Here is a 22,633-nt window from a genome sequence, read left to right on the forward strand (position 1 = left end):
CTTGTACCTCGGGGCTGGTCGCGATAAGCACGCCGATGTCGCGGATGGGAATGTGCGACGTCTCGGCGTTGCGCATTATCGCAGCCATAAGAAGGCCGATAGTCGGCTGCTGGAGAAGAACATGTCCGAAACCTTCCTCAATCCGGTCACCACCCAGACCTGGGCCAACGGCCGCCACATCGTGCGCTGCGTCAAGGTCATCCAGGAGACCTGGGACGTGCGCACCTTCTGCTTCATGGCCGACCAGCCGATCATGTTCTTCTTCAAGCCGGGCCAGTTCGTGACGCTGGAGCTGGAGATCGAAGGCAAGCCGGTGATGCGTTCCTACACCATCTCCAGCTCGCCTTCAGTCCCCTACAGCTTCTCGATCACGGTCAAGCGTGTGCCTGGCGGGCTGGTGTCGAACTTCCTCCACGACACCTTGCACGAAGGCGCAGAGCTTCCCGTGCACGGCCCGGTGGGGTTGTTCAACGCCATCGACTTCCCGGCCAACAAGGCGCTGTACCTCTCCGGCGGCGTCGGCATCACCCCGGTGATGTCCATGGCGCGCTGGTTCTACGACACCAACGCCAATGTCGACATGGTCTTCGTGCACAGTGCCCGCTCACCCAAGGACATCATCTATCACCGCGAGCTGGAACACATGGCCTCGCGCATTCCCAACTTCAGCCTGCACATCATTTGCGAGAAGCACGGCTTGGGCGAGCCCTGGGCGGGCTATCGCGGCTACCTGAACCAACGGCTGATGGAGCTTATCGCGCCGGATTACCTCGAGCGGGTGATCTTCTGCTGTGGCCCGACGCCCTACATGAACGCGGTCAAGCGCATGCTCGAAGCGGTCGGCTTCGACATGAAGAACTACCACGAGGAATCGTTCGGTGCGACGCCGGCCGAGGCCAAGGCCGATGCGGTCGAGCACGCCGAAGCGGCCGCCGAGGCGCCGGAAGTGGATGTGGCCGACCTCAACCTGGTGGAGTTCGTCGGCAGCGAGAAGAGCATCCGCATCGCCCCGGGCGAGACGGTGCATGCGGCGGCGGCGAAGGTCGGGCTGATGATTCCCAAGGCCTGCGGCATGGGCATTTGCGGCACCTGCAAGGTGCTCAAGCTCGGCGGTGAGGTAGAGATGGACCACAACGGCGGGATCACCGAGGAAGACGAAGCCGAAGGGTACATCCTGTCATGCTGCAGCGTGCCCAAGGGGGATGTGCGGATCGAGTATTGATCCGTTGCACCGTACCTGCAGGAGCGGCGAACCGCCTCTCCTGCAGGATTTGCGTGTTCAGGTCCTGAACCGCGCCACCAACCCGTTCAGATCCACCGCCAGACGTGACAGCTCGGCGCTGGCCATGCTGGTCTGGTGTGCGCCGGTCGCGCTCTGCACCGACAGGTCATTGATGTTCACCAGGTTGCGGTCCACTTCGCGGGCCACCTGGGCCTGTTCCTCGGCGGCGCTGGCGATCACCAGATTGCGTTCGTTGATCTGCGCCACGGCGCTGGTGATGGTGTCCAATGCAAGGCCAGCGCCGCGAGCGATGTTCAGGGTCGATTCGGCTCGATCGGTACTGGTGCGCATCGATTCCACCGCATGCTCGGTGCCGCCCTGGATGCTGCCGATCATCCGCTCGATCTCGCTGGTCGACTGCTGGGTGCGGTGAGCCAATGCCCGCACCTCGTCGGCTACCACCGCGAAGCCCCGTCCAGCTTCACCGGCACGTGCCGCTTCGATGGCGGCGTTGAGTGCCAGCAGGTTGGTCTGGTCGGCCAGGCCGCGGATCACGTCCAGCACCTTGCCGATATCGCGGGACTGCCCGGCCAGGTCCTCGATCAGCCTGGCGGTGGTCTGCACGTCGCTGCTCATGCGCTCGATGGCACCGACCGTCTCGATCACCAGGTCGCGGCCATCGCCAGCGGAGCGGCTGGCTTCACCCGAGGCCTCCGAGGTGCTGACGGCATTGCGTGCGACCTCTTCGACAGCGCTGGTCATCTCGGTAACCGCAGTCGCTGCCTGCTGGATCTCGTTGTTCTGCTGGGCAAGGCCGCGCGCGCTTTCGTCGGTGACGCTGTTGAGCTCCTCGGCGGCCGAGGCGAGCTGGGTGGCAGAGCCTGCGATCAGTTGCAGGGTGTCGCGCAGCTTGTCCTGCATCTTGGCCATGGCCTGCAGCAGACGAGCGGCTTCGTCGGTGCCGTCGGTGGTGACGCGTTGGGTGAGGTCGCCTTCGGCGATCTGCTCGGCGGCGCGCAGGGCGTCGTCGATCGGACCCACGATGCTGCGAGTCAGGATCAGGGCGAACAGCAGTGTGAGCACCGTGGCAGCGACCAGCAGGCCGATCACCAGCATGAAGGCACTGTCGTACTGGCGTGCGGCTTCCTCGTTGGTCTTGCGCGTCTGCGCGGTGTTGATCTGCAGCAGGTGTTCCATGGCCTTGTTGATCTGGTCCGAGTTGGCCAGCAGGTCGCGGTTGAGCATCTCGCGCATAGGGTCGAGCTGGCCGGCCTGGCTCAGGCTGCGCATGCGCGCTTCGAGCTGGCGGTACTGGGTCAGCAACTGGCCGAACTGGTCGAATGCGGCCTGTTCCTCAGGCTCGGCGATCAGTGGTGCGTAGGCGCTGCGGGCCTTGTCGATCTGGGCGTTGCGTTCGTCCATCAGGCGAATGGTATCGGCCTGGGATTCCCGGTTGACCAGCAGGCGATAGGACAGGGTGCGCAGGCGCAGGTTGAGCGCGGTCATTTCATCCAGCAGCTTGATACTCGGGACATTGACCTGCTCGATGATGATGCCCGCCTGCCGGATGTTGCCCATCTGGATGAGGGAAAAAATACCCAGGCTAAGCATCAGCACACCGATCAGGGAAAAGCCGAGCAGGGCGCGTGGGGCGATATTCAGATTGCGTAGGGACATGACGTCGAGATCCGGAGGGAAGGCTCGCGTCCATGCGAAGGAATTTGACCTACCTGCCTATCGGTCGGAACGCACGAGTCTTTAGGCAACGGGGGGCTAAACGAGGATTTACACTCGTTCTTCCTGACAGGCGGTTGATCCAGGCCGGAACAAGGTGCCCGCAAGCCTGTCAATCTGCCGGAACACACCCTCCCTTACCTGATTTTTAATGGCGGGGGCGCGAGCTTTTCTTTATCGTGTGCGCCCTTTGCAACAACCGAGATAGACGCATGTTGGAAGCATCCCTGAATCAACTGGAGCAACTGGTCGGCGACCTGATGCACAAGAACGCGCAACTGACCGAGCAGAACCAGAAGCTCGATCAGGAACTGGCCCAGGCCAAGGAAGAGAACGAGACCCTGCAGCTGTCGCTGATGGAGCAGGAAGAGAAGCACGGCGCTACCGCCGCACGTATCCAGGCGCTGGTCGAGCGTGCCAGTGCAGGTGTCGTAGGCGCATGAGACTGCAAGCGCAGCCGATCAATGTGGTGAACATTCTCGGCACCGACTACTCGCTGAAGGCGCCCGAGGGCCAGGAAGAGACGCTCTCGCAGGCCGTGCGCATGCTCAACGTCGCTCTGGCCGAGACCAAGCGCAACTACCCCACATTGATCGGCGACAAGTTGCTGGTGCTGGCGGCTTTGAACCTGTGCTCCAAGCAGATCGAGTTGCAGCGCGAGCACGCGCAGACGCTGGAGCGCACCCAGGCGAAGGTGGATGCTGCGGTGGACGCTATCGCCCGGACCATTGGCAAGGCCTGAACCCTTCCCGAGGCAGGATGACTGTCCTGCTGATGATCTTGAACTGACGCGTTTTGCGGGGAGTGGGACAGCCCGCTCCCGCCGCCAGCCTTCTCGCTTAGCCGTTGATGATCGCGTGGATATCCGCCGCCAGCTCTCGCACGCGTGCTTCCTGGGTATCCCATGAGCACATGAAACGTGCGCCGCCGCTGCCAATGAAGGTATAGAAGCGCCAGCCCTTGTTACGCAGGGCCTCGATGGCGAACTCCGGCAGTTGCAGGAACACCCCGTTGGCCTCCACCGGGAACATCAGCTCGACACCCGGCAGGTCACTGACCAGCGACGCCAGCAACTGCGCGCAGTGGTTGGCATGTCGTGCGTGACGCAACCAGGCGCCGTCTTCCAGCAGCCCGACCCAGGGCGCCGACAAGAAGCGCATCTTCGAGGCCAGTTGCCCGGCCTGCTTGCAGCGGTAGTCGAAGTCTTCGGCCAGTTCGCGGTTGAAGAACAGGATCGCCTCGCCCACCGCCATGCCGTTCTTGGTGCCCCCGAAGCACAGTACATCGACGCCCGCCTTCCAGGTCAGCTCCGCCGGCGAACAGCCGAGGAACGCACAGGCGTTGGAGAAGCGTGCGCCGTCCATGTGCAGGTTCAGGCCCAGTTCCTTGCAGGTGGCGCTGATCGCCTTGAGCTCGTCGGGGCGATACACGCTGCCGACTTCGGTGGCCTGGGTGATGGTGACCACGCGCGGCTTCGGATAGTGGATGTCCTGGCGTTTGAGCGCGACCTCGCGGATCGAGTCCGGGGTCAGCTTGCCGTTGACGCTGCGTGCGGTCAGCAGCTTTGAACCGTTGGAAAAGAACTCCGGCGCGCCGCATTCGTCGGTCTCGACGTGGGCGGTCTCGGAGCAGATCACGCTGTGGTAGCTCTGGCACAGCGAGGCCAGGGCCAGGGAGTTGGCGGCGGTGCCGTTGAAGGCGAAGAATACCTCGCAGTCGGTCTCGAACAGCTTGCGGAAGTATTCCGAGGCGCGTTCGGTCCACTGATCGTCGCCGTAGGCGCGCTCATGGCCCTGGTTGGCCTTTTCCATCGCCGCCCAGGCTTCGGGGCAGATGCCGGAATAGTTGTCGCTGGCGAATTGTTGGTTGTTATCGGTCATGACGCCTGTCCTTTTTACGACGCAAGGCAGCACTCTAAACCATCGATTCAGCAGTTGCCTATACAAGCCGGGTGTGGGGTGTCAGTGCCGGCTTCTTGGCGGACAAGCCCGCTCCTGCAGGGGCATCACGGTCCCTGCACCACAATGTCGTAAACGCGCCATTGCAAGGCGCGCGCAGGCATCTGTGCCCCCCGGCCCAGTCATACCATCGCTGCATAGGGTGAGAAGACCCTCATCAGACAAGAAGCGATCGCTGCCGGGAGAAACACGATGTTCAGCAAGCAAGACCAGATCCAGGGTTACGACGATGCACTGCTGGCGGCGATGAATGCCGAGGAACAGCGCCAGGAAGATCACATCGAGCTGATCGCCTCGGAGAACTACACCAGCAAGCGCGTGATGCAGGCCCAGGGCAGCGGCCTGACCAACAAGTACGCCGAAGGCTATCCGGGCAAGCGCTACTACGGTGGTTGCGAGCACGTCGACAAGGTCGAGGCGCTGGCCATCGAGCGCGCCAAGCAGCTGTTCGGCGCTGATTACGCCAACGTCCAGCCGCATTCCGGCTCCTCGGCCAACAGTGCGGTCTACCTCGCCCTGCTGCAGGCCGGTGACACCATCCTGGGCATGAGCCTGGCCCACGGCGGCCACCTCACCCACGGCGCCAAGGTGTCGTCCTCGGGTAAGCTTTACAACGCCGTTCAATACGGAATCGACACCAATACCGGCCTGATCGACTACGACGAAGTCGAGCGCCTCGCCGTCGAGCACAAGCCGAAGATGATCGTCGCAGGTTTCTCGGCCTACTCGAAAACCCTCGATTTCCCACGCTTCCGCCAGATCGCCGATAAAGTCGGTGCGCTGCTGTTCGTCGACATGGCCCACGTTGCCGGCCTGGTCGCTGCGGGCCTGTACCCGAACCCGATTCCTTTCGCCGACGTGGTCACCACCACTACCCACAAGACCCTGCGCGGCCCGCGTGGCGGCCTGATCCTGGCCAAGTCCAACGAAGAGATCGAGAAGAAGCTCAACGCCGCCGTGTTCCCCGGCGCCCAGGGCGGCCCGCTGATGCACGTGATCGCCGCCAAGGCGGTGTGCTTCAAGGAGGCGCTGGAGCCCGAGTTCAAGACTTACCAGAAACAGGTCATCGAGAATGCCCAGGCCATGGCCCAGGTGTTCATCGAGCGTGGCTACGACGTGGTTTCCGGCGGTACCGACAACCACCTGTTCCTGGTCAGCCTGATTCGCCAGGGCCTGACCGGCAAGGATGCCGACGCCGCCCTCGGCCGCGCTCACATCACCGTCAACAAGAACGCCGTGCCCAACGATCCGCAGTCGCCGTTCGTCACCTCGGGCCTGCGCATCGGCACCCCGGCCGTCACCACCCGCGGCTTCAAGGTTGCCCAGTGCGTGGCGCTGGCTGGCTGGATCTGCGATGTGCTGGACAACCTGGGCGACGCCGACGTCGAAGCCGATGTCGCCAAGAACGTCGCCGCCCTGTGCGCCGACTTCCCGGTCTACCGCTGAGTGGAGTAGAACACCATGCAACGCTATTCGGGCTTCGGCCTCCTCAAGCACTCCCTCAGCCACCACGAGAACTGGCAGCGCATGTGGCGCACGCCAACTCCCAAGAAGGTCTACGACGTGGTCATCGTTGGCGGCGGCGGTCATGGCCTGGCCACGGCCTACTACCTGGCCAAGGAACATGGCATTACCAACGTCGCGGTGGTCGAGAAGGGTTACCTGGGTGGTGGCAACACCGCGCGCAACACCACCATCGTGCGTTCCAACTACCTGTGGGATGAGTCCGCGCACCTCTACGAGCATGCCATGAAGCTGTGGGAGGGCCTGTCGCAGGACATCAACTACAACGTGATGTTCTCCCAGCGCGGCGTCTACAACCTGTGCCACACCCTGCAGGACATCCGTGATTCCGAGCGGCGGGTCAACGCCAACCGTCTCAATGGCGTCGACGGCGAGCTGATCCTCACCGACCAGGTCGCAGCCGAGATCCCGTACCTGGACTGTTCGAAGAACACCCGTTACCCCATTCTGGGCGCCACCGTGCAGCGTCGCGGCGGCGTGGCCCGTCACGATGCGGTCGCCTGGGGCTTCGCCCGGGCCGCCGACGCCCTGGGTGTGGACCTGATCCAACAGACCGAAGTCATTGGTTTCCGCAAGGAGAACGGTGCTGTGATCGGTGTGGAAACCAACAAGGGTTTCATCGGTGCCAAGCGCGTCGGCGTGGTCACCGCCGGTAACTCCGGGCACATGGCCAAGCTGGCTGGCTTCCGCCTGCCGCTGGAGTCGCACCCCTTGCAGGCACTGGTATCGGAGCCGATCAAGCCGATCATCGACTCGGTGATCATGTCCAACGCCGTGCACGGCTACATCAGCCAGTCCGACAAAGGCGACCTGGTGATCGGTGCCGGCATCGACGGCTGGGTCGGTTATGGCCAGCGTGGCTCTTACCCGATCATCGAACACACCCTGCAGGCGATCGTCGAGATGTTCCCGATCCTGTCGCGCGTGCGCATGAACCGTCAGTGGGGCGGCATCGTCGACACCACTCCCGATGCCTGCCCGATCATCTCCAAGACTCCGGTCAAGAACATGTTCTTCAACTGCGGTTGGGGCACGGGCGGCTTCAAGGCCACGCCAGGTTCGGGCAACGTCTTTGCGGCGAGCCTGGCCAAGGGCGAGATGCACCCGCTGGCCGCGCCTTTCTCCATCGACCGTTTCTACAACGGCGCGCTGATCGACGAACACGGCGCTGCTGCCGTCGCCCACTGACCCGGAGACAATCGTCATGTTGCAAATCTTCTGTCCCCACTGCGGCGAGCTGCGCTCCGAAGAAGAATTCCACGCTTCAGGCCAGGCGCACATCGCCCGCCCGCTGGACCCGAACGCCTGCTCCGACGAAGAGTGGGGTACCTACATGTTCTTCCGCGACAACCCGCGCGGTATCCACCATGAGCTGTGGGACCACGTCGCCGGCTGCCGCCAGTACTTCAACGTGACCCGCGACACGGTGACCTACGAGATTCTCGAAACCTACAAGATCGGTGAGAAACCTCAGGTGACCGCTGCATCCAGACAAAGCGCCGCACCGGCGACCGCCAAGGGCCAGGGAGAAAAAGTATGAGCCAGGTCTATCGCCTCGCCAGCGGCGGTCGCATCGACCGCAGCAAGGTTCTGAACTTTACCTTCAACGGCAAGACCTACCAGGGTTATGCCGGCGATACCCTGGCCGCCGCGCTGCTGGCCAACGGTGTCGAGATCGTCGGGCGCAGCTTCAAGTATTCGCGCCCACGCGGGATCATCGCCGCCGGTACTGAAGAGCCGAACGCCATCCTGCAGATCGGCTCCAGCGAAGCCACGCAGATTCCCAACGTGCGTGCCACCCAGCAGGCGCTGTATTCGGGCCTGGTGGCCAGCAGCACCAACGGCTGGCCGAACGTCAACAACGACGTCATGGGCATCATCGGCAAGGTCGGCGGCAACATGATGCCGCCGGGGTTCTACTACAAGACCTTCATGTATCCCAAGTCGTTCTGGATGACCTACGAGAAGTACATCCGCAAGGCGGCGGGCCTGGGCCGTGCACCGCTGCAGAACGACCCGGACAGCTACGACTACATGAACCAGCACTGCGACGTGCTGATCGTCGGTGCCGGCCCGGCAGGCCTGGCCGCCGCACTGGCGGCTGGCCGTAGCGGTGCACGGGTGATCCTGGCCGACGAACAGGAAGAGTTCGGCGGCAGCCTGCTCGACAGCCGCGAGACCCTCGACGGCAAGCCGGCCGCCGACTGGGTGGCTGCGACCCTTGCCGAGCTGCAGGGGCTGGCGGAAGTCACCCTGCTGCCGCGCAGCACGGTCAACGGTTATCACGACCATAACTTCCTGACCATCCACGAGCGCCTCACCGATCACCTCGGCGATCGCGCGCCGATCGGCCAGGTACGCCAGCGCGTGCACCGTGTGCGGGCCAAGCGTGTGGTGCTGGCCACCGGCGCCCACGAGCGTCCGCTGGTGTACGGCAACAACGACCTGCCGGGCAACATGCTGGCCGGAGCGGTTTCCACCTATGTGCGCCGTTATGGCGTGGCGCCGGGCCGCAAGCTGGTGCTGTCGACCAACAACGACCATGCCTACCGCACCGCCCTGGACTGGCACGATGCCGGCCTGCAGGTGATCGCCATCGCCGATGCGCGCCACAACCCACGCGGTTCGTTGGTCGAGGAGGCGCGTGCCAAGGGCATCCGCATCCTCACCTCCAGTGCAGTGATCGAAGCCCGTGGCGGCAAGCACGTCACCGGTGCCCGTGTGGCGGCCATCGATGTGCCTGCGCACAAGGTCACCAGCCCTGGCGAATGGCTCGAATGCGACCTGGTGGCCACGTCCGGGGGCTACAGCCCGGTGGTGCACCTGGCTTCGCACCTGGGCGGACGCCCGGTCTGGCGTGACGATATCCTCGGCTTCGTGCCGGGCGACGCGCCGCAGAAGCGCGTGTGCGTCGGTGGCGTGAACGGCGTCTATGCGCTGGGCGACACCCTCGCCGATGGCTTCGAAGGGGGGGCTCGCGCCGCCACCGAGGCCGGCTTCAAGGCCAGCGTCGGCAGCCTGCCCAAGGCCCTGCAACGCAAGGAAGAGGCCACTGTGGCGCTGTTCCAGGTGCCGCACGACAAGGGCACTGCGCGCGCGCCGAAACAGTTCGTCGACCAGCAGAACGACGTCACTGCGGCCGCCATCGAGTTGGCCACCCGCGAAGGCTTCGAGTCGGTCGAGCACGTCAAGCGCTACACCGCGCTGGGCTTCGGTACCGACCAAGGCAAGCTGGGCAACATCAACGGCCTGGCCATCGCCGCCCGCTCGCTGGGTATCACCATTCCGGAAATGGGCACCACCATGTTCCGCCCCAACTACACGCCGGTCACGTTCGGCGCGGTGGCGGGCCGTCATTGTGGCCACCTGTTCGAGCCGGTGCGCTTCACCGCGCTGCACGCCTGGCACGTGAAGAACAACGCCGAGTTCGAGGATGTCGGCCAGTGGAAGCGCCCATGGTACTTCCCCAAGCCTGGCGAAGACATTCACGCCGCCGTGGCACGTGAGTGCAAGGCAGTGCGTGACAGCGTGGGCCTGCTCGATGCCTCCACGCTCGGCAAGATCGATATCCAGGGCCCGGATGCGCGCGAGTTCCTCAACCGCGTTTACACCAACGCCTGGACCAAGCTCGATGTGGGCAAGGCCCGCTACGGCCTGATGTGCAAGGAAGACGGCATGGTCTTCGACGACGGCGTGACCGCCTGCGTCGGCGACAACCACTTCATCATGACCACCACCACTGGCGGTGCCGCCCGTGTGCTTCAGTGGCTGGAGCTGTACCACCAGACCGAATGGCCGGAGCTGAAGGTGTATTTCACCTCGGTGACCGACCACTGGGCGACCATGACCCTGTCCGGCCCCAACAGCCGCAAGCTGCTGGAGCAGATCAGCGACATCGACCTGGACAAGGACGCCTTCCCGTTCATGAGTTGGAAGGAAGGCAACGTCGGTGGTGTACCGGCGCGGGTGTTCCGTATCTCGTTCACCGGCGAGCTGTCGTACGAGGTCAACGTCCAGGCCAACTACGCCATGGGCGTGCTGGAAAAGATCATCGAGGCGGGCAAGCAGTACAACCTCACGCCATACGGCACCGAGACCATGCACGTGCTGCGCGCCGAGAAGGGTTTCATCATCGTCGGCCAGGACACCGACGGCTCGATGACCCCGGACGACCTCAACATGAGCTGGTGCGTGGGGCGCAACAAGCCGTACTCGTGGATCGGCCTGCGCGGTATGAACCGCGAGGACACCACCCGCGAGAACCGCAAGCAACTGGTTGGCCTCAAGCCTGTCGACCCGAACGTGTGGCTGCCTGAAGGCGCCCAGCTGGTATTCGATCCCAAGCAGCCAATCCCGATGGACATGGTCGGTCACGTCACCTCCAGCTACAAGGCCAACTCCCTGGGCTATTCGTTCGCCATGGGCGTGGTCAAGGGTGGCCTCAAGCGCCTCGGCGAGCGGGTCTATTCGCCACAGGCCGATGGCAGCGTGATCGAGGCAGAGATCGTGTCTTCGGTGTTCTTCGATCCGAAGGGTGAGCGGCAGAACGTCTAAGGCATTGGAAGACCACGCCGGACCCTGTGGGAGCGGGCTTGCCCCGCGATTGCGATGGTGGCCTCTGCGCCCCAATCGCGGGACAAGCCCGCTCCTACAGGTCGGCGCCGTTCCTGGCACAAGAATTCAAGGCAGGTAAGAAATGAGCGCTATCAACGTCTTCCAGCAGAACCCCGGCAGTGATGCCAAGGCCCAATCGCCGCTGCACCATGCAGACCTGGCCAGCCTGGTCGGAAAGGGCCGCAACAACGCAGGCGTGACCCTGCGCGAGAAGAAATTCCTCGGTCACCTGACCCTTCGTGGCGACGGCCATGACCCGCAGTTCGCCGGTGCCGTGCACAAGGCCCTGGGCCTGGAGCTGCCGGTGGCGCTGACGGTGGTCGCCAACAGTGAAATGTCGTTGCAGTGGGTGGGCCCCGACGAATGGCTGCTGATCGTCCCGGGCGGCCAGGAGTTCAGCGTCGAGCAGAAGCTGCGCGATGCCCTTGAAGGCCAGCACGTCCAGGTGGTCAATGTCAGTGGCGGGCAGACCCTGCTCGAGCTGCGCGGCCCGAACGTGCGCGACGTGCTGATGAAATCCACCAGCTATGATGTACACCCGAACAACTTCCCGGTCGGCAAGGCCGTGGGTACCGTGTTCGCCAAGTCGCAACTGGTGATTCGTCGCACTGCCGAAGACACCTGGGAGCTGGTGATCCGCCGCAGCTTCTCCGACTACTGGTGGCTGTGGCTGCAGGACGCATCGGCCGAGTACGGCCTGGCCATCGAGGCATAAGGAGCGCAGATCATGAGTCGGGCACCGGACACCTGGATTCTCACCGCCGACTGCCCGAGCATGCTCGGCACGGTCGATGTGGTCACGCGTCATCTCTTCGAGCAGCGCTGCTACGTCACCGAGCACCATTCCTTCGATGATCGACTGTCGGGGCGTTTCTTCATCCGTGTCGAGTTCCGCGCACCTGACGGTTTCGATGAAGATGCCTTCCGTGCCGGATTCGCCGAGCGCAGCGAAGCGTTTGGCATGGCCTTCGAGCTGACTGCACCCAATCACCGCCCCAAGGTGGTGATCATGGTGTCCAAGGCCGACCATTGCCTGAACGACCTGCTGTATCGCCAGCGCATCGGCCAACTGGGCATGGAGGTGGTCGCAGTGATCTCCAACCACCCCGACCTGGAGCCGCTGGCGCACTGGCACAAGATCCCCTACTACCACTTCGCGCTCGACCCGAACGACAAGCCGGGCCAGGAGCGCAAGGTGCTCAAGGTGATCGAGGAAACCGGCGCCGAACTGGTTATTCTCGCCCGCTACATGCAGGTGCTGTCGCCAGAGCTGTGCCGGCGCCTGGATGGCTGGGCGATCAACATCCACCACTCGCTGCTGCCGGGGTTCAAGGGGGCCAAGCCCTATCACCAGGCATACAACAAGGGTGTGAAGATGGTCGGCGCGACCGCGCACTACATCAACAACGACCTCGACGAAGGGCCGATCATCGCCCAAGGCGTCGAGGTGGTCGATCACAGCCACTATCCCGAAGATCTGATCGCCAAGGGGCGTGATATCGAATGCCTGACCCTGGCGCGGGCGGTGGGGTATCACATCGAGCGACGGGTGTTTTTGAACGCCAACAGGACTGTGGTGCTCTGATTGGCCCTATCGCGGGGCAAGCCCGCTCCTGCAGGGGGATCGCGTGTCTGAGAACGGCACTGTGCCTGTAGGCGCGGGCTTGCCCGCGAATGGCATCACCGCTTTCGAGCTGCCGTAAACAGACAACCCCCTGTCGCATCCAGTCACTGCGACATCCCCCATCAAGCCCACAATTCCCCTCATTCCAGTAACACAGGCCGCCCAAGGATGGCGGCGCTTCAACCACCGCTGCATAAATACAAATCAAGCGAGGTAAGAGCATGTCTGGTAATCGTGGAGTGGTGTATCTCGGCGCAGGCAAGGTCGAGGTGCAGAAGATCGACTACCCCAAGATGCAGGATCCGCGCGGCAAGAAGATCGAGCACGGCGTGATCCTCAAGGTGGTCTCCACCAATATCTGCGGCTCCGACCAGCACATGGTCCGTGGCCGCACCACCGCTCAGGTCGGCCTGGTGCTCGGCCACGAAATCACCGGTGAAATCGTCGAGTTGGGCCGTGATGTCGAGCGCCTGAAGATCGGCGACCTGGTGTCGGTGCCGTTCAACGTTGCTTGCGGGCGCTGCCGTTCCTGCAAGGAGATGCATACCGGCGTCTGCCTGACCGTCAACCCGGCCCGTGCCGGTGGTGCCTACGGTTATGTCGACATGGGTGACTGGACCGGCGGCCAGGCTGAATACGTGCTGGTTCCGTACGCCGACTTCAACCTGCTGAAACTGCCCGACCGCGACAAGGCCATGGAGAAGATCCGCGACCTGACCTGTCTGTCGGACATCCTGCCCACCGGCTACCACGGCGCTGTCACCGCGGGCGTCGGCCCGGGCAGCACCGTCTACGTGGCTGGCGCCGGCCCGGTCGGCCTGGCCGCTGCCGCTTCGGCACGCCTGCTGGGCGCCGCGTGCGTGATCGTGGGTGACCTCAATCCGCTGCGCCTGGCCCACGCCAAGTCCCAGGGCTTCGAGGTGGTCGACCTGTCCAAGGACACGCCGCTGCACGAGCAGATCATCGACATCCTCGGTGAGCCTGAAGTGGACTGCGCCGTCGATGCAGTAGGCTTCGAAGCCCGCGGCCACGGCCATGAAGGCGCCAAGCACGAGGCTCCGGCGACCGTGCTCAACTCGCTGATGCAGGTCACCCGTGTGGCCGGCAAGATCGGTATTCCGGGCCTGTACGTGACCGAAGATCCGGGTGCGGTAGACGCGGCGGCGAAGATCGGTGCGCTGAGCATCCGCTTCGGCCTGGGCTGGGCCAAGTCGCACAGCTTCCACACCGGCCAGACCCCGACCATGAAGTACAACCGCCAGCTGATGCAGGCGATCATGTGGGATCGGATCAATATTGCCGAAGTGGTCGGTGTTCAGGTGATCAGCCTGGACCAGGCGCCGGAAGGGTACGGCGAGTTCGATGCGGGCGTGCCGAAGAAATTCGTGATCGATCCGCACAGGACCTTCAGCGCTGCCTGAGGCCTTTGGCGTCGCTTTGCGGGCCAATCGCGGGACGAGCCCGCTCCCACAGGTGGGGTGACTGCCTGTGGGGGCGGGTTCGTCCCTTACCGACATCCGGCCCGGAACAAAGCTCCAGCCCCCCAGTCCAACGCCTCGTTTCCCAGGCCATCCCGGCCTACGAGGTCCTCCGATGAAAGCATTCACCCTGGCAACCCTGATGACCCTGGCCGCAAGCCCGGTGTTCGCCTTCAACCTCAACGATGCCGCCAACGCTGTCTCGGCCATGCAGACCCCGAAAGGCCAGGTCCAGGCGCCGGCCGCCCAGGCCAATCTGCTCAATACCTTGGGCAGCGAACTGAAGATCACCCCCGAACAGGCTGTCGGCGGCGCTGGCGCCATGCTGGGCCTTGCGCGCAACAACCTGAGCAATGACGACTATGGCCAGTTGACCAAGGCGGTGCCCGGTCTTGACCTGTTGTCCGGTGCCAACGCCTTGGGCGGGCTCAACGGGCTGGGCGAGTTGCTGGGGCAGAACAACCAGCGCTCGTCGGCGCTGAGCAATGCCCTGGGCAATGTCGAGAATCGCAACGACCTGGATAACGCCTTCAAGGCGCTGGGCATGGATACCGGCATGATTGGCCAGTTCGCGCCGTTGATCCTGCAATATCTGGGGCAGCAGGGCATTGCCGGCTCGTTGCTGCAGAATCTGGCCGGATTGTGGCAGGCTCCCGGCGCGATACCCTCGATCTAAGATCTGGAGGGGCCGGTAGCTTGAGGGTACTGAGTCCATCAGATAATCATCATGCGTGCCTTCTTGTTTGAAGGCATTTTATCTCCCCCCGTATTACCGCCGCTTCAAATAATAGAGCCTCGTGGTCATGGGTGACATCGTGATTGTGAGCGCGAATTAATCAACTATATTGCTCAGCAATTTCCTCGCTGTCACCTGGCATATTTACCAGTTTCGCGTGACTGTCAGTCTTGTTAGGTTCGGCTGGCAAACATCGACCATCTGATGTTTCGGTGGGATGGTTCAAGAGTCTAAAGCGGACACGGTGTGCCAGTCGATACGTGAGGTGTTCACATGCGGATAAGATACGCTGCCATTCCCGGAGTATTGTTGTTACTGGCGGCTTGCGCCAGAACTTCTGGAGTTCCGGACGCGCAGCCTTCGGGAACTATGATCACTCAAACTCCAGCGCAAGCCCCAGCAGCACAGGATGTAGGCGTCAAAGGTGCAGACGCTGCGGCGCAATTGACGGGCTGGTATAACCAAGTGCGTCAGAATTGCGGTGGCGCGGCGCTACCAGCCTATTTATGTTCGGGCATCATGCTTCGCGGAACGTTGAGCCGGCAGAGCTATTTACCCTGGGATCCCAGCCCTCCCTCAATTACCAGTGGTGGCGTGTCGTTTGCGTGGATCAGGGCGGATATGAATTTCTCTACATTGCCGCTCAACTACAATAACGGTTATATATTATATCCAGCGCAGGAAGTGCCAGCGTCCAAGACAGCTGTCCAGGTGCTGTGTTCTTTTCCGTTCGACGGCTGGACGGACAATCGTCAACAACAGGGGTGCGGGATATCACCCGAGTACCCTGCTCAGAGCAAGCCTTGCAATGAGCAGGGGATCAATGCGGCGGCGCAGTGGCTGTCCCATTTCAACTCTGTCTCTGATAAGCATAAAGCTCAATGTGGCTGGGATCGGCGTCAGGGGCAAGCCAACACGGCCGATCGTTTCAATCAGACGATAGTTGCGAAAAATCTGCTCACGGGCTTCTATCGAACGGCCAACGATGAGTTGCGTGTCGCAACCTGGGCGACGGGGAGCGGGGCGAAGTTGCCTATCCAATCGTTCTTCTACCTTGCAGGCAGCAACGGTCTGGTGAGTGCACAAGATGACCAACGGCGTTATTTCCAGAGCTATCAGCAAACAGTGCCTGTTATTCAGCTCACGTTGCCGTCGAATGTGAGCGAAAAAGCGGCTTTTGTCTATCGTGAGAGCGATCAAGTCGTAGGTGGCGGTGGCTCGTCGAGATTTATCGATTTTGAGAACGTTGCTTTTCAGGAAGGGGTAACGGAAATATCACTTCCACAAGCGCGGTTTTATTTCTCCTCCAACGGCGGTAATAGTAAGTTGGCAATACGCAACGCTGGTACTCCGTCAAATGGCATTACGGGGCGCTTTCTGCACATGACAAATAATACTGATAATTTGCGCGCAGAGCTGATCATCATGCCTATTACGCCTGCGAGTCGTATAGTTTTGGATGTGGATAATCCTTCTAGGGATCGCCCCTATAATCACTCTTCGGTCCAATACACGGATGGAACAGGGCATGGGATCAACTCTCCATTCCCTGGGTTTGATTTCAGTGCACCTGCTGGAAAGAAAATAAGATACATCGAATTCCAAGACTTCGAACGACGTATCGATAATATCCGTTTCTACGATTGATCGTCCGGCTTGCCGAAAAGCCCCCTCCGCCTGGCTTTTCGGCAAGTTGTTTCATGCCAGTGTTCGCTCGCTTCACGTCAATTCCGCGCGTAATGCTTGGATTCGGGCGTCCTTGTCTTCCCACAGCTGGTTGACCCAGGCCTGCACGGTCTGGCGAAACGCCGGATCGCTCTCGTAGTCGCCTTCGCATAATGCCGGGTCCAGCTCGCGTACGCGGATGTCGATGATGACCCGGCTGATGCTGCCGTTGAGCAGGTCCCAGAACCCTGGGGCCTTGTTGCCGGGGTAGACGATGGTCACATCGAGCAGGGCGTCGAGTTGCTCGCCCAGTGCGGCGAGCACGAAGGCGACGCCGCCGGCCTTGGGCTTGAGCAGGTGGCGGTACGGCGATTGCTGCTGTTCGCGCTTGGCTTCGGTGAAGCGCGTGCCTTCGAGGTAGTTGACCACCGTTACCGGCTGGCGCTTGAACAGCTCGCAGGCGGCCTTGGTGATTTCCAGGTCCTTGCCCTTGAGCTCGGGGTGCTTGTCGAGGAAGGCCTTGCTGTAGCGCTTCATGAAGGGGTAGTCCAGCGCCCACCAGGCCAGGCCCAGCAGCGGTACCCAGATCAGCTCCTTCTTGAGGAAGAACTTGAAGAACGGCACACGGCGGTTGAGGCTTTCGATCAGTGCGGGAATGTCGACCCAGCTCTGATGGTTGCTGACGCACAGGTAGGAGGTGTTCGCGTTCAGCGTCTCGATGCCGCGGATGTCCCATTGCGTGGGGATGCACAGGGCGAAGATGGCCTTGTCGATTTCCGACCAGGTCTCGGCGATCCACATCACCGCCCAGGAGGCATAGTCGCGACCACGGCCGGGCAGCACCAGCTTGAGCAGGGCGAAGACCATCAGCGGGCAGATCAACACGAGGGTGTTGAGCAGCAGCAGGACAGTTGTAAGGATGCCGGTCAGCAGGCGACGCATAAGGAGACTCTTGTTGTATGAAAGTGTTGTGTGAGATTTGCGGTTGGCAATGATAAGCAGGGTAACGTCCTACGCCAAACGGCCAATGCCCAATGGAAGGGACAAATGTTTCACATTATGTTGGATAGGCTGTGACAACGAACCTATCCTCCCCGCGTAGTCTAAGCACTGTCTCATCTCAAGGAATGCTTCCCGTGAAACCACTGCTTGCCCTCCTGTCGCTGCTGGCGTTGCCGGTGATGGCCGCCGAGCCGACACTCTATGGCCGCTATGAGTACATCAAGCTCCCCGAGATCGGCCAGACCCTCAAGGCCAAGATGGATACTGGCGCGCTGACCGCATCGCTGTCGGCCAAGGATATCGAGACCTTCACCCGCGACGGCGAGGACTGGGTGCGTTTCCGCCTGGCGACCAAGGATGCCGACGGCAAGGTCTATGAACACAAGGTGGCGCGCATCAGCAAGATCAAGGCCCGCTCAGGCGATGAGGAAGACGAGGACGAACCGGCCGAGGCTGCCCGCCGTCCGGTGGTGGACCTGGAGCTGTGCCTGGGTGACGTCAAGCGTACGGTGGAGGTCAACCTGACCGACCGCAGCAACTTCAACTACCCGCTGCTGATCGGCGCCAAGGCGTTGCGTGAGTTCAAGGCGGCGGTGAACCCGGCACGGCGGTATACGGCGGACAAGCCGGACTGCTGATCGTCCGGCCTGGCCTCTCGCAGGCAAGCCCGATCCCCGCAGCTGCAGCGTCAGCCTGCAATTGTGCGAGTGGGCTTGTCCCGCGAAGGGGCTCGGTCAGACAATCGACGACCAGCCCCTCAGAGTCTCACCCATGCCCCACATCCTCATCGTCGAAGACGAGTCCGCTATCGCCGACACCCTGGTCTATGCCCTCCAGGCCGACGGCCATAGTACCGCCTGGGTGACCCTGGGCAGCGCCGCGCTCGAACAGATGCGCCAGCGCCCGGCCGACCTGGTCATCCTCGACATCGGCCTGCCAGATATCAGTGGTTTCGAAACCTGCCGCCAACTGCGCCGCTTCAGCGAGGTGCCGGTGATGTTCCTCAGTGCCCGCGATGGTGAGATCGACCGGGTCGTAGGCTTGGAAATCGGTGCCGACGACTATGTGGTCAAGCCGTTCAGCCCGCGCGAGGTGGCTGCGCGGGTGCGGGCGATCCTCAAGCGCATGGCGCCCAGAGCCGAGACGGCAGTCGATGCGAAGCTGTTCGAGGTCGATACGCTGGGGATGCGCATCCTCTATCGTGGCCAGGCGCTGACGCTCACTCGCCATGAATTCCGCTTGCTGCAATGCCTGCTCAAGCAACCCCGTCGGGTGTTCAGCCGCGAGCAATTGCTCGACGGGCTGGGCGTGGCTTCAGATGCCGGTTACGAGCGAACCATCGACAGCCACATCAAGAGCCTGCGCGCGAAGTTGCGCCTGGTGTCTGGCGATGCCGAACCAATCCAGACCCATCGCGGCCTGGGCTATAGCTATAGCCCGGATCACGCCTGATGCGCCTGGGGATCCGGATCTTTCTGGTGTACTTCCTGTTCGTCGGGTTGTCGGGTTACTTCCTGCTCAATACCGTGCGCGAACAGATTCGCCCAGTGGTGCGCCAGTCTTCCGAGGAAACCCTGGTGGACACCGCCAACCTGTTGGCAGAAATCCTTCACGATGACGTCAAGGCCGGCACGCTTGGGCAAAGTCGTCTGCCTCAAGTACTCGAATCCTACGGTCAGCGCCGCCCAGGTGCGGATATCTGGGGGCTGGCGAAAAACCAGGTCAGCCACCGTATCTATGTCACCGACGCCAAGGGCATCGTCCTGCTCGACTCCAGTGGCCAGGCCCTGGGCAAGGATTACTCGCGCTGGAACGACGTCTACCTGACCCTGCGAGGCCAATATGGCGCGCGTTCGACCCGCAGCGACCCGGACGACGAAAGCACCTCGGTGATGCATGTGGCGGCACCGATCATGGATAACGGCCAGGTCATCGGTGTGGTGACGGTGGCCAAGCCCAACAGTTCGCTACAGCCCTATATCGACCGTTCCGAGCAACGTTTGCTGACGCTAGGCCTGGGGTTGATCGTGCTCGGGCTGTTGGTGGGCGCTGCGCTGTCCTGGTGGCTGGCGCGGTCGTTGCGCCGCCTCACCCGTTACGCCCAGGCGGTAAGTGAGGGCGAGCGCGCGGCGCTGCCGCACTACAAGGGCGGTGAACTGCTGCAACTGGCCACGGCGGTGGAGCGCATGCGCACCCAGTTGGAGGGCAAGGCGTATGTCGAGCGCTATGTGCATACCCTCACCCATGAGCTGAAAAGCCCGCTGGCGGCGATTCGTGGGGCTTCCGAGCTGTTGCAGGGGCCGATGCCGGATGAGCAGCGGGCGCGTTTTGCCAGCAATATCGAGCGCGAGAGCGAGCGTTTACAGCAGATGATCGAGCGCTTGCTCAACCTGGCGCGGGTCGAGCAGATGCAGGCGCTGGAAGACGAGCAGCAGGTGCCGCTCGCTGCGCTGGTCGACGAGTTGCTGCACGGGTATGCGGCGCGGATCGACAGTGCCGGGTTGCAGATCAGGCAACAGGTGACGGGCGGGGTGTTGTTGCTGTGCGACCCCTTCTTGCTGCGTCAGGCGCTGGCAAACCTGGTGGACAACGCGCTCGACTTCACGCCGGCAGGCGGCGCCTTGTCGTTCGAGCTGATGCACGAAGGCGATAGGGTCGCGTTGAGCCTGTTCAACCAGGGGGAGGCGATTCCGGATTACGCCATCGAGCGGGTCAGCGAGCGCTTCTATTCCCTGCCGCGGCCAGGCACCGGGCGCAAGAGCACCGGGCTTGGGCTCAACTTTGTCGAGGAAGTGATGCAACTGCATGGCGGAGCGCTGGCGGTGGATAACGTCGAGGGCGGGGTGCGGGTCAGGCTGTGGCTGCCTGCGCGGCGCGTGAGCTGATTCCTGCTGTCCGCCTCGTCATCTCCACACAATCTGCACAAACCCTCCCTATCGGCTCCATGTGCGCGGCGCAAGCTGCGCCCATCACAACTGGAGCCAAAGCCCCATGAACAAGCCCCTGAGTTTCAAGCTCGGCATGATCGTCCTGCTGATGCTGCTGTTATTGATCCCTCTGTTGATGATTGGTGGCCTGATCGATGAACGGCAGGCCGTGCGCGATGGTGTGCTGCAGGACATCGCCCAGAGTTCGAGCTTCGACCAGCAGATCAGCGGCCCGCTGCTGGTGGTGCCGTACCGCAAGTACCAGCGCCGCTGGATCGACAAGGACGGCAAGAGTGTGCAGGAAACCAGCACCGTCAGCGGCCACCTGTACTTCCTGCCGGAAACCTTCGAGGTCGACAGCCAGGTCGATACCGAACTGCGCGCCCGCGGCATTTACCAGGCGCGGTTGTTCCATGCCAGGAACCGTATCAGTGGCCGCTTCAAGCTGCCTGAGCGCTGGGGCGTCGACAAGGACTACGAAGACTACCGGTTCGACAAGCCGTTCATGGTGGTGGGCATCAGCGATATCCGAGGCATCGAGAATGCCCTGGAACTGAGCCTCGACGATCAGCGCCTGCCGTTCGAAGCAGGCACCGGCCTGGACTGGATGGCCGGTGGAGTGCACGTCACCCTGCCTGGGCTGGATGGCCAGGCTGCCCGCGAGTTCGGCTATGCCTTCGACCTGGCGTTGCAGGGCACCGGACAACTCCATGTGCTGCCAGTGGGGCGCAGCAGCCGGGTCGAGATGCACGCCAACTGGCCCCATCCGAGCTTCATCGGCAGCTACTTGCCGGCCAGCCGTGAGATCGATGCCCAGGGTTTCACCGCGCGCTGGCAGACCTCGTTCTTTGCCACCAACCTGGAAGACGCGCTGCGCCAATGCGCCGGTGCGGACAAGTGCGCGGATTTCAGTGGGCGCACCTTCGGTGTGAGCTTCGTCGATCCGGTGGACCAGTACCTCAGGAGCGAGCGTGCGATCAAGTATGCGCTGCTGTTCATCGCACTGACCTTTGCCGGCTTCTTCCTGTTCGAGGTGTTGAAGAACCTCAGCGTGCACCCGATGCAATACGTGCTGGTGGGGGCGGCGCTGGCGCTGTTCTACCTGTTGCTGCTGTCACTGTCGGAACACCTGGGTTTTGGCCTGGCCTATGGCTTGTCGGCAGGGGCCTGCGTGCTGCTGATCGGCTTCTACTTGAGCCATGTGCTGCACAGCCCGGTACGCGGGGTGGGTTTTGCGGCGGGGTTGGCGGCGCTCTATGGGCTGCTGTACGGGCTGCTGAGCGCGGAGGACTATGCGCTGTTGATGGGCTCGCTGCTGTGCTTTGGCTTGCTTGGCGTGTTCATGGTGCTGACCCGGCGGCTGGACTGGTCGCGGGTGGGGAGGGCGGCATGAGGGAGGACAAGGTGATCGGGCGCTGGTTGGCGGTTCGGGTGGGGTCGTTGTTTCCTGCCAGGCCGGGGTAAGGCATTCACGGGCAGGCTGGCTCCTACAGAGGGGATATGTCTGTGGGAGGGGCTTGCCCGCGAAGGGGTTTCAGGCGACCGGCACGGTAGCCAGCATCGACGCGCGCTGGCTCACTTGGGCATACCATTCAGCCAGCCCAGGCTGTTGTTCACGCCAGCCGAACTCCGGCTGGCGCAGGTCCAGGTAGCCCAGCGCGCAGGCCGCGCCGATCGCGGCGATGTCGAAGCCGGAGGCGATCTCTGCCAGGTGATGCTGCTCAAGATCCGCCAGGCCTCGGCGGATTTTCTGTGACTGCGCCTGCAGCCAGCCATCCCAGCGCTTGTCCTCAGGACGCAGGAAGCTTTCATAGCGGCTCGACACCGCCGCATCCATGATCGCATCGGCCTGGGAGGCCAGGGTCAGGCGCCGCCAGCGCGCCGAGCCCTCGCGGGGGATCAGCGGGTTGCCGACGTGCTGGCTGTCGAGGTACTCGCAGATCACCCGGCTGTCGTGCAGCACGCTACCGTCTTCCAGGCGCAGGGCCGGGATCTTGCCGATCGGATTGTCCTGGTTGAGCTGCTCGTCACCGCTCACCGGGCTGATGTTGACGGTTTGCAGGCGTACGCGGTCGAGCTGACCGGTCTCGTGCAGCACCAGCAAGACCTTGCGCACGAAAGGCGACAGCGGCGCATGGAACAGCACCAT

The 22,633-nt window shown here is 62.7% G+C and carries 20 protein-coding genes and 1 pseudogene; 16 read left to right on the forward strand and 5 right to left on the reverse strand.

Features of this window, described 5'->3' with window-relative positions; translation table 11 throughout:
* The first annotated feature begins 121 nt into the window (after positions 1–121).
* Positions 122–1,222 carry a glycine-betaine demethylase subunit GbcB gene (gbcB, locus tag AB688_RS03850; protein ID WP_063542284.1) on the forward strand — a complete coding sequence of 367 codons (1,101 nt, stop codon included), beginning with the start codon at positions 122–124 and terminating at the stop codon, positions 1,220–1,222.
* Positions 1,223–1,279: 57 nt separating this feature from the next.
* On the opposite strand, the gene AB688_RS27425 is transcribed toward gbcB, so the two are convergent.
* A complete protein-coding gene (locus AB688_RS27425; protein WP_370671078.1) occupies positions 1,280–2,152 on the reverse strand; it encodes a methyl-accepting chemotaxis protein in 873 nt (290 codons plus the stop codon).
* A gap of 30 nt (positions 2,153–2,182) precedes the next feature.
* Positions 2,183–2,899 (reverse strand): annotated as a pseudogene (locus AB688_RS27430) (MCP four helix bundle domain-containing protein); the annotation flags it as partial.
* A 269-nt stretch (positions 2,900–3,168) separates the two neighbouring features.
* On the opposite strand from AB688_RS27430, the gene AB688_RS03860 reads away from it, so the two are divergent.
* Together AB688_RS03860 and AB688_RS03865 are read left to right on the forward strand one after the other, a co-directional pair.
* Positions 3,169–3,399, forward strand: coding sequence for a hypothetical protein (locus AB688_RS03860; protein WP_054892145.1), 231 nt, complete (start codon positions 3,169–3,171; stop codon positions 3,397–3,399).
* The gene (locus AB688_RS03865) at positions 3,396–3,698 is read left to right on the forward strand and encodes a cell division protein ZapA (RefSeq protein ID WP_063542288.1); all 303 of its coding nucleotides are present in this window, start codon (positions 3,396–3,398) and stop codon (positions 3,696–3,698) included. Before AB688_RS03860 ends, AB688_RS03865 begins: the two co-directional genes overlap by 4 nt.
* Before the next feature lie 97 nt (positions 3,699–3,795).
* Here AB688_RS03865 and AB688_RS03870 read toward each other — a convergent pair whose 3' ends face one another.
* On the reverse strand, positions 3,796–4,836 hold the full coding sequence (locus AB688_RS03870; protein ID WP_054892147.1) for a low specificity L-threonine aldolase: 1,041 nt from the start codon (positions 4,834–4,836) through the stop codon (positions 3,796–3,798).
* A gap of 270 nt (positions 4,837–5,106) precedes the next feature.
* Between AB688_RS03870 and AB688_RS03875 the strand changes: the two genes are divergently transcribed.
* The 9 genes from AB688_RS03875 to AB688_RS26710 all read left to right on the forward strand — a co-directional run bounded on the left by AB688_RS03875 (position 5,107) and on the right by AB688_RS26710 (position 16,537).
* Positions 5,107–6,360 (forward strand): serine hydroxymethyltransferase, encoded by a 1,254-nt coding sequence (locus AB688_RS03875; RefSeq protein ID WP_063542290.1) that lies wholly within the window; start codon positions 5,107–5,109, stop codon positions 6,358–6,360.
* A gap of 15 nt (positions 6,361–6,375) precedes the next feature.
* Positions 6,376–7,626 (forward strand): sarcosine oxidase subunit beta family protein, encoded by a 1,251-nt coding sequence (locus tag AB688_RS03880; RefSeq protein ID WP_054892149.1) that lies wholly within the window; start codon positions 6,376–6,378, stop codon positions 7,624–7,626.
* A gap of 16 nt (positions 7,627–7,642) precedes the next feature.
* Complete coding sequence (locus AB688_RS03885; RefSeq protein WP_054892150.1) at positions 7,643–7,978, forward strand: sarcosine oxidase subunit delta; 336 nt, start codon at positions 7,643–7,645, stop codon at positions 7,976–7,978.
* Positions 7,975–10,992: a sarcosine oxidase subunit alpha gene (locus AB688_RS03890; protein WP_054892151.1), complete on the forward strand. Its 3,018-nt coding sequence runs from the start codon at positions 7,975–7,977 to the stop codon at positions 10,990–10,992. The genes AB688_RS03885 and AB688_RS03890 overlap by 4 nt, the downstream gene beginning before the upstream one ends.
* 142 nt (positions 10,993–11,134) lie before the next feature.
* A complete protein-coding gene (locus AB688_RS03895) occupies positions 11,135–11,767 on the forward strand; it encodes a sarcosine oxidase subunit gamma (protein ID WP_054892152.1) in 633 nt (210 codons plus the stop codon).
* Between the two features lie 12 nt (positions 11,768–11,779).
* Positions 11,780–12,637 (forward strand): formyltetrahydrofolate deformylase, encoded by an 858-nt coding sequence (purU, locus tag AB688_RS03900; protein WP_054892153.1) that lies wholly within the window; start codon positions 11,780–11,782, stop codon positions 12,635–12,637.
* A gap of 260 nt (positions 12,638–12,897) precedes the next feature.
* Positions 12,898–14,097, forward strand: a complete 1,200-nt coding sequence (gene fdhA / locus AB688_RS03905; RefSeq protein WP_054892154.1) for a formaldehyde dehydrogenase, glutathione-independent — start codon at positions 12,898–12,900, stop codon at positions 14,095–14,097.
* 172 nt (positions 14,098–14,269) lie between these two features.
* Complete coding sequence (locus tag AB688_RS03910; protein ID WP_063542292.1) at positions 14,270–14,830, forward strand: DUF2780 domain-containing protein; 561 nt, start codon at positions 14,270–14,272, stop codon at positions 14,828–14,830.
* Between the two features lie 429 nt (positions 14,831–15,259).
* Complete coding sequence (locus AB688_RS26710; protein ID WP_155738183.1) at positions 15,260–16,537, forward strand: hypothetical protein; 1,278 nt, start codon at positions 15,260–15,262, stop codon at positions 16,535–16,537.
* A gap of 72 nt (positions 16,538–16,609) precedes the next feature.
* On the opposite strand, the gene AB688_RS03915 is transcribed toward AB688_RS26710, so the two are convergent.
* A complete protein-coding gene (locus AB688_RS03915) occupies positions 16,610–17,497 on the reverse strand; it encodes an acyltransferase (protein ID WP_063542294.1) in 888 nt (295 codons plus the stop codon).
* 194 nt (positions 17,498–17,691) lie between these two features.
* Between AB688_RS03915 and AB688_RS03920 the strand changes: the two genes are divergently transcribed.
* The 4 genes from AB688_RS03920 to creD all read left to right on the forward strand — a co-directional run bounded on the left by AB688_RS03920 (position 17,692) and on the right by creD (position 21,877).
* Positions 17,692–18,195 (forward strand): ATP-dependent zinc protease, encoded by a 504-nt coding sequence (locus AB688_RS03920; RefSeq protein ID WP_054892157.1) that lies wholly within the window; start codon positions 17,692–17,694, stop codon positions 18,193–18,195.
* Between the two features lie 133 nt (positions 18,196–18,328).
* Positions 18,329–19,009 (forward strand): two-component system response regulator CreB, encoded by a 681-nt coding sequence (creB, locus tag AB688_RS03925; RefSeq protein ID WP_063542296.1) that lies wholly within the window; start codon positions 18,329–18,331, stop codon positions 19,007–19,009.
* Entirely contained in the window at positions 19,009–20,442 is a 1,434-nt protein-coding gene (gene creC / locus AB688_RS03930) for a two-component system sensor histidine kinase CreC (RefSeq protein WP_063542298.1), read from the forward strand. Before creB ends, creC begins: the two co-directional genes overlap by 1 nt.
* Positions 20,443–20,548: 106 nt before the next feature.
* On the forward strand, positions 20,549–21,877 hold the full coding sequence (gene creD / locus AB688_RS03935) for a cell envelope integrity protein CreD (protein ID WP_063542300.1): 1,329 nt from the start codon (positions 20,549–20,551) through the stop codon (positions 21,875–21,877).
* A gap of 141 nt (positions 21,878–22,018) precedes the next feature.
* Here the strand turns inward: creD and AB688_RS03940 are convergent, their stop codons facing one another.
* Complete coding sequence (locus AB688_RS03940; RefSeq protein WP_063546614.1) at positions 22,019–22,633, reverse strand: glutathione S-transferase; 615 nt, start codon at positions 22,631–22,633, stop codon at positions 22,019–22,021.

It is taken from the genome of Pseudomonas putida, assembly GCF_001636055.1.
Lineage (GTDB): Bacteria > Pseudomonadota > Gammaproteobacteria > Pseudomonadales > Pseudomonadaceae > Aquipseudomonas > Aquipseudomonas machongensis.

Bases quoted from the DNA above. Each gene is read 5' to 3' on its own strand.
- AB688_RS03915 (WP_063542294.1), bottom strand. From the start codon at position 17,497: ATGCGTCGCCTGCTGACCGGCATCCTTACAACTGTCCTGCTGCTGCTC.
- AB688_RS03880 (WP_054892149.1), top strand. From the start codon at position 6,376: ATGCAACGCTATTCGGGCTTCGGCCTCCTCAAGCACTCCCTCAGCCAC.
- AB688_RS03870 (WP_054892147.1), bottom strand. From the start codon at position 4,836: ATGACCGATAACAACCAACAATTCGCCAGCGACAACTATTCCGGCATC.
- AB688_RS03875 (WP_063542290.1), top strand. From the start codon at position 5,107: ATGTTCAGCAAGCAAGACCAGATCCAGGGTTACGACGATGCACTGCTG.
- fdhA (WP_054892154.1), top strand. From the start codon at position 12,898: ATGTCTGGTAATCGTGGAGTGGTGTATCTCGGCGCAGGCAAGGTCGAG.
- purU (WP_054892153.1), top strand. From the start codon at position 11,780: ATGAGTCGGGCACCGGACACCTGGATTCTCACCGCCGACTGCCCGAGC.
- AB688_RS03860 (WP_054892145.1), top strand. From the start codon at position 3,169: ATGTTGGAAGCATCCCTGAATCAACTGGAGCAACTGGTCGGCGACCTG.
- creD (WP_063542300.1), top strand. From the start codon at position 20,549: ATGAACAAGCCCCTGAGTTTCAAGCTCGGCATGATCGTCCTGCTGATG.
- AB688_RS03865 (WP_063542288.1), top strand. From the start codon at position 3,396: ATGAGACTGCAAGCGCAGCCGATCAATGTGGTGAACATTCTCGGCACC.
- AB688_RS26710 (WP_155738183.1), top strand. From the start codon at position 15,260: ATGATCACTCAAACTCCAGCGCAAGCCCCAGCAGCACAGGATGTAGGC.
- AB688_RS27425 (WP_370671078.1), bottom strand. From the start codon at position 2,152: ATGGCCAAGATGCAGGACAAGCTGCGCGACACCCTGCAACTGATCGCA.
- AB688_RS03910 (WP_063542292.1), top strand. From the start codon at position 14,270: ATGAAAGCATTCACCCTGGCAACCCTGATGACCCTGGCCGCAAGCCCG.
- gbcB (WP_063542284.1), top strand. From the start codon at position 122: ATGTCCGAAACCTTCCTCAATCCGGTCACCACCCAGACCTGGGCCAAC.
- AB688_RS03940 (WP_063546614.1), bottom strand. From the start codon at position 22,633: ATGGTGCTGTTCCATGCGCCGCTGTCGCCTTTCGTGCGCAAGGTCTTG.
- AB688_RS03890 (WP_054892151.1), top strand. From the start codon at position 7,975: ATGAGCCAGGTCTATCGCCTCGCCAGCGGCGGTCGCATCGACCGCAGC.
- creC (WP_063542298.1), top strand. From the start codon at position 19,009: ATGCGCCTGGGGATCCGGATCTTTCTGGTGTACTTCCTGTTCGTCGGG.
- AB688_RS03895 (WP_054892152.1), top strand. From the start codon at position 11,135: ATGAGCGCTATCAACGTCTTCCAGCAGAACCCCGGCAGTGATGCCAAG.
- creB (WP_063542296.1), top strand. From the start codon at position 18,329: ATGCCCCACATCCTCATCGTCGAAGACGAGTCCGCTATCGCCGACACC.
- AB688_RS03885 (WP_054892150.1), top strand. From the start codon at position 7,643: ATGTTGCAAATCTTCTGTCCCCACTGCGGCGAGCTGCGCTCCGAAGAA.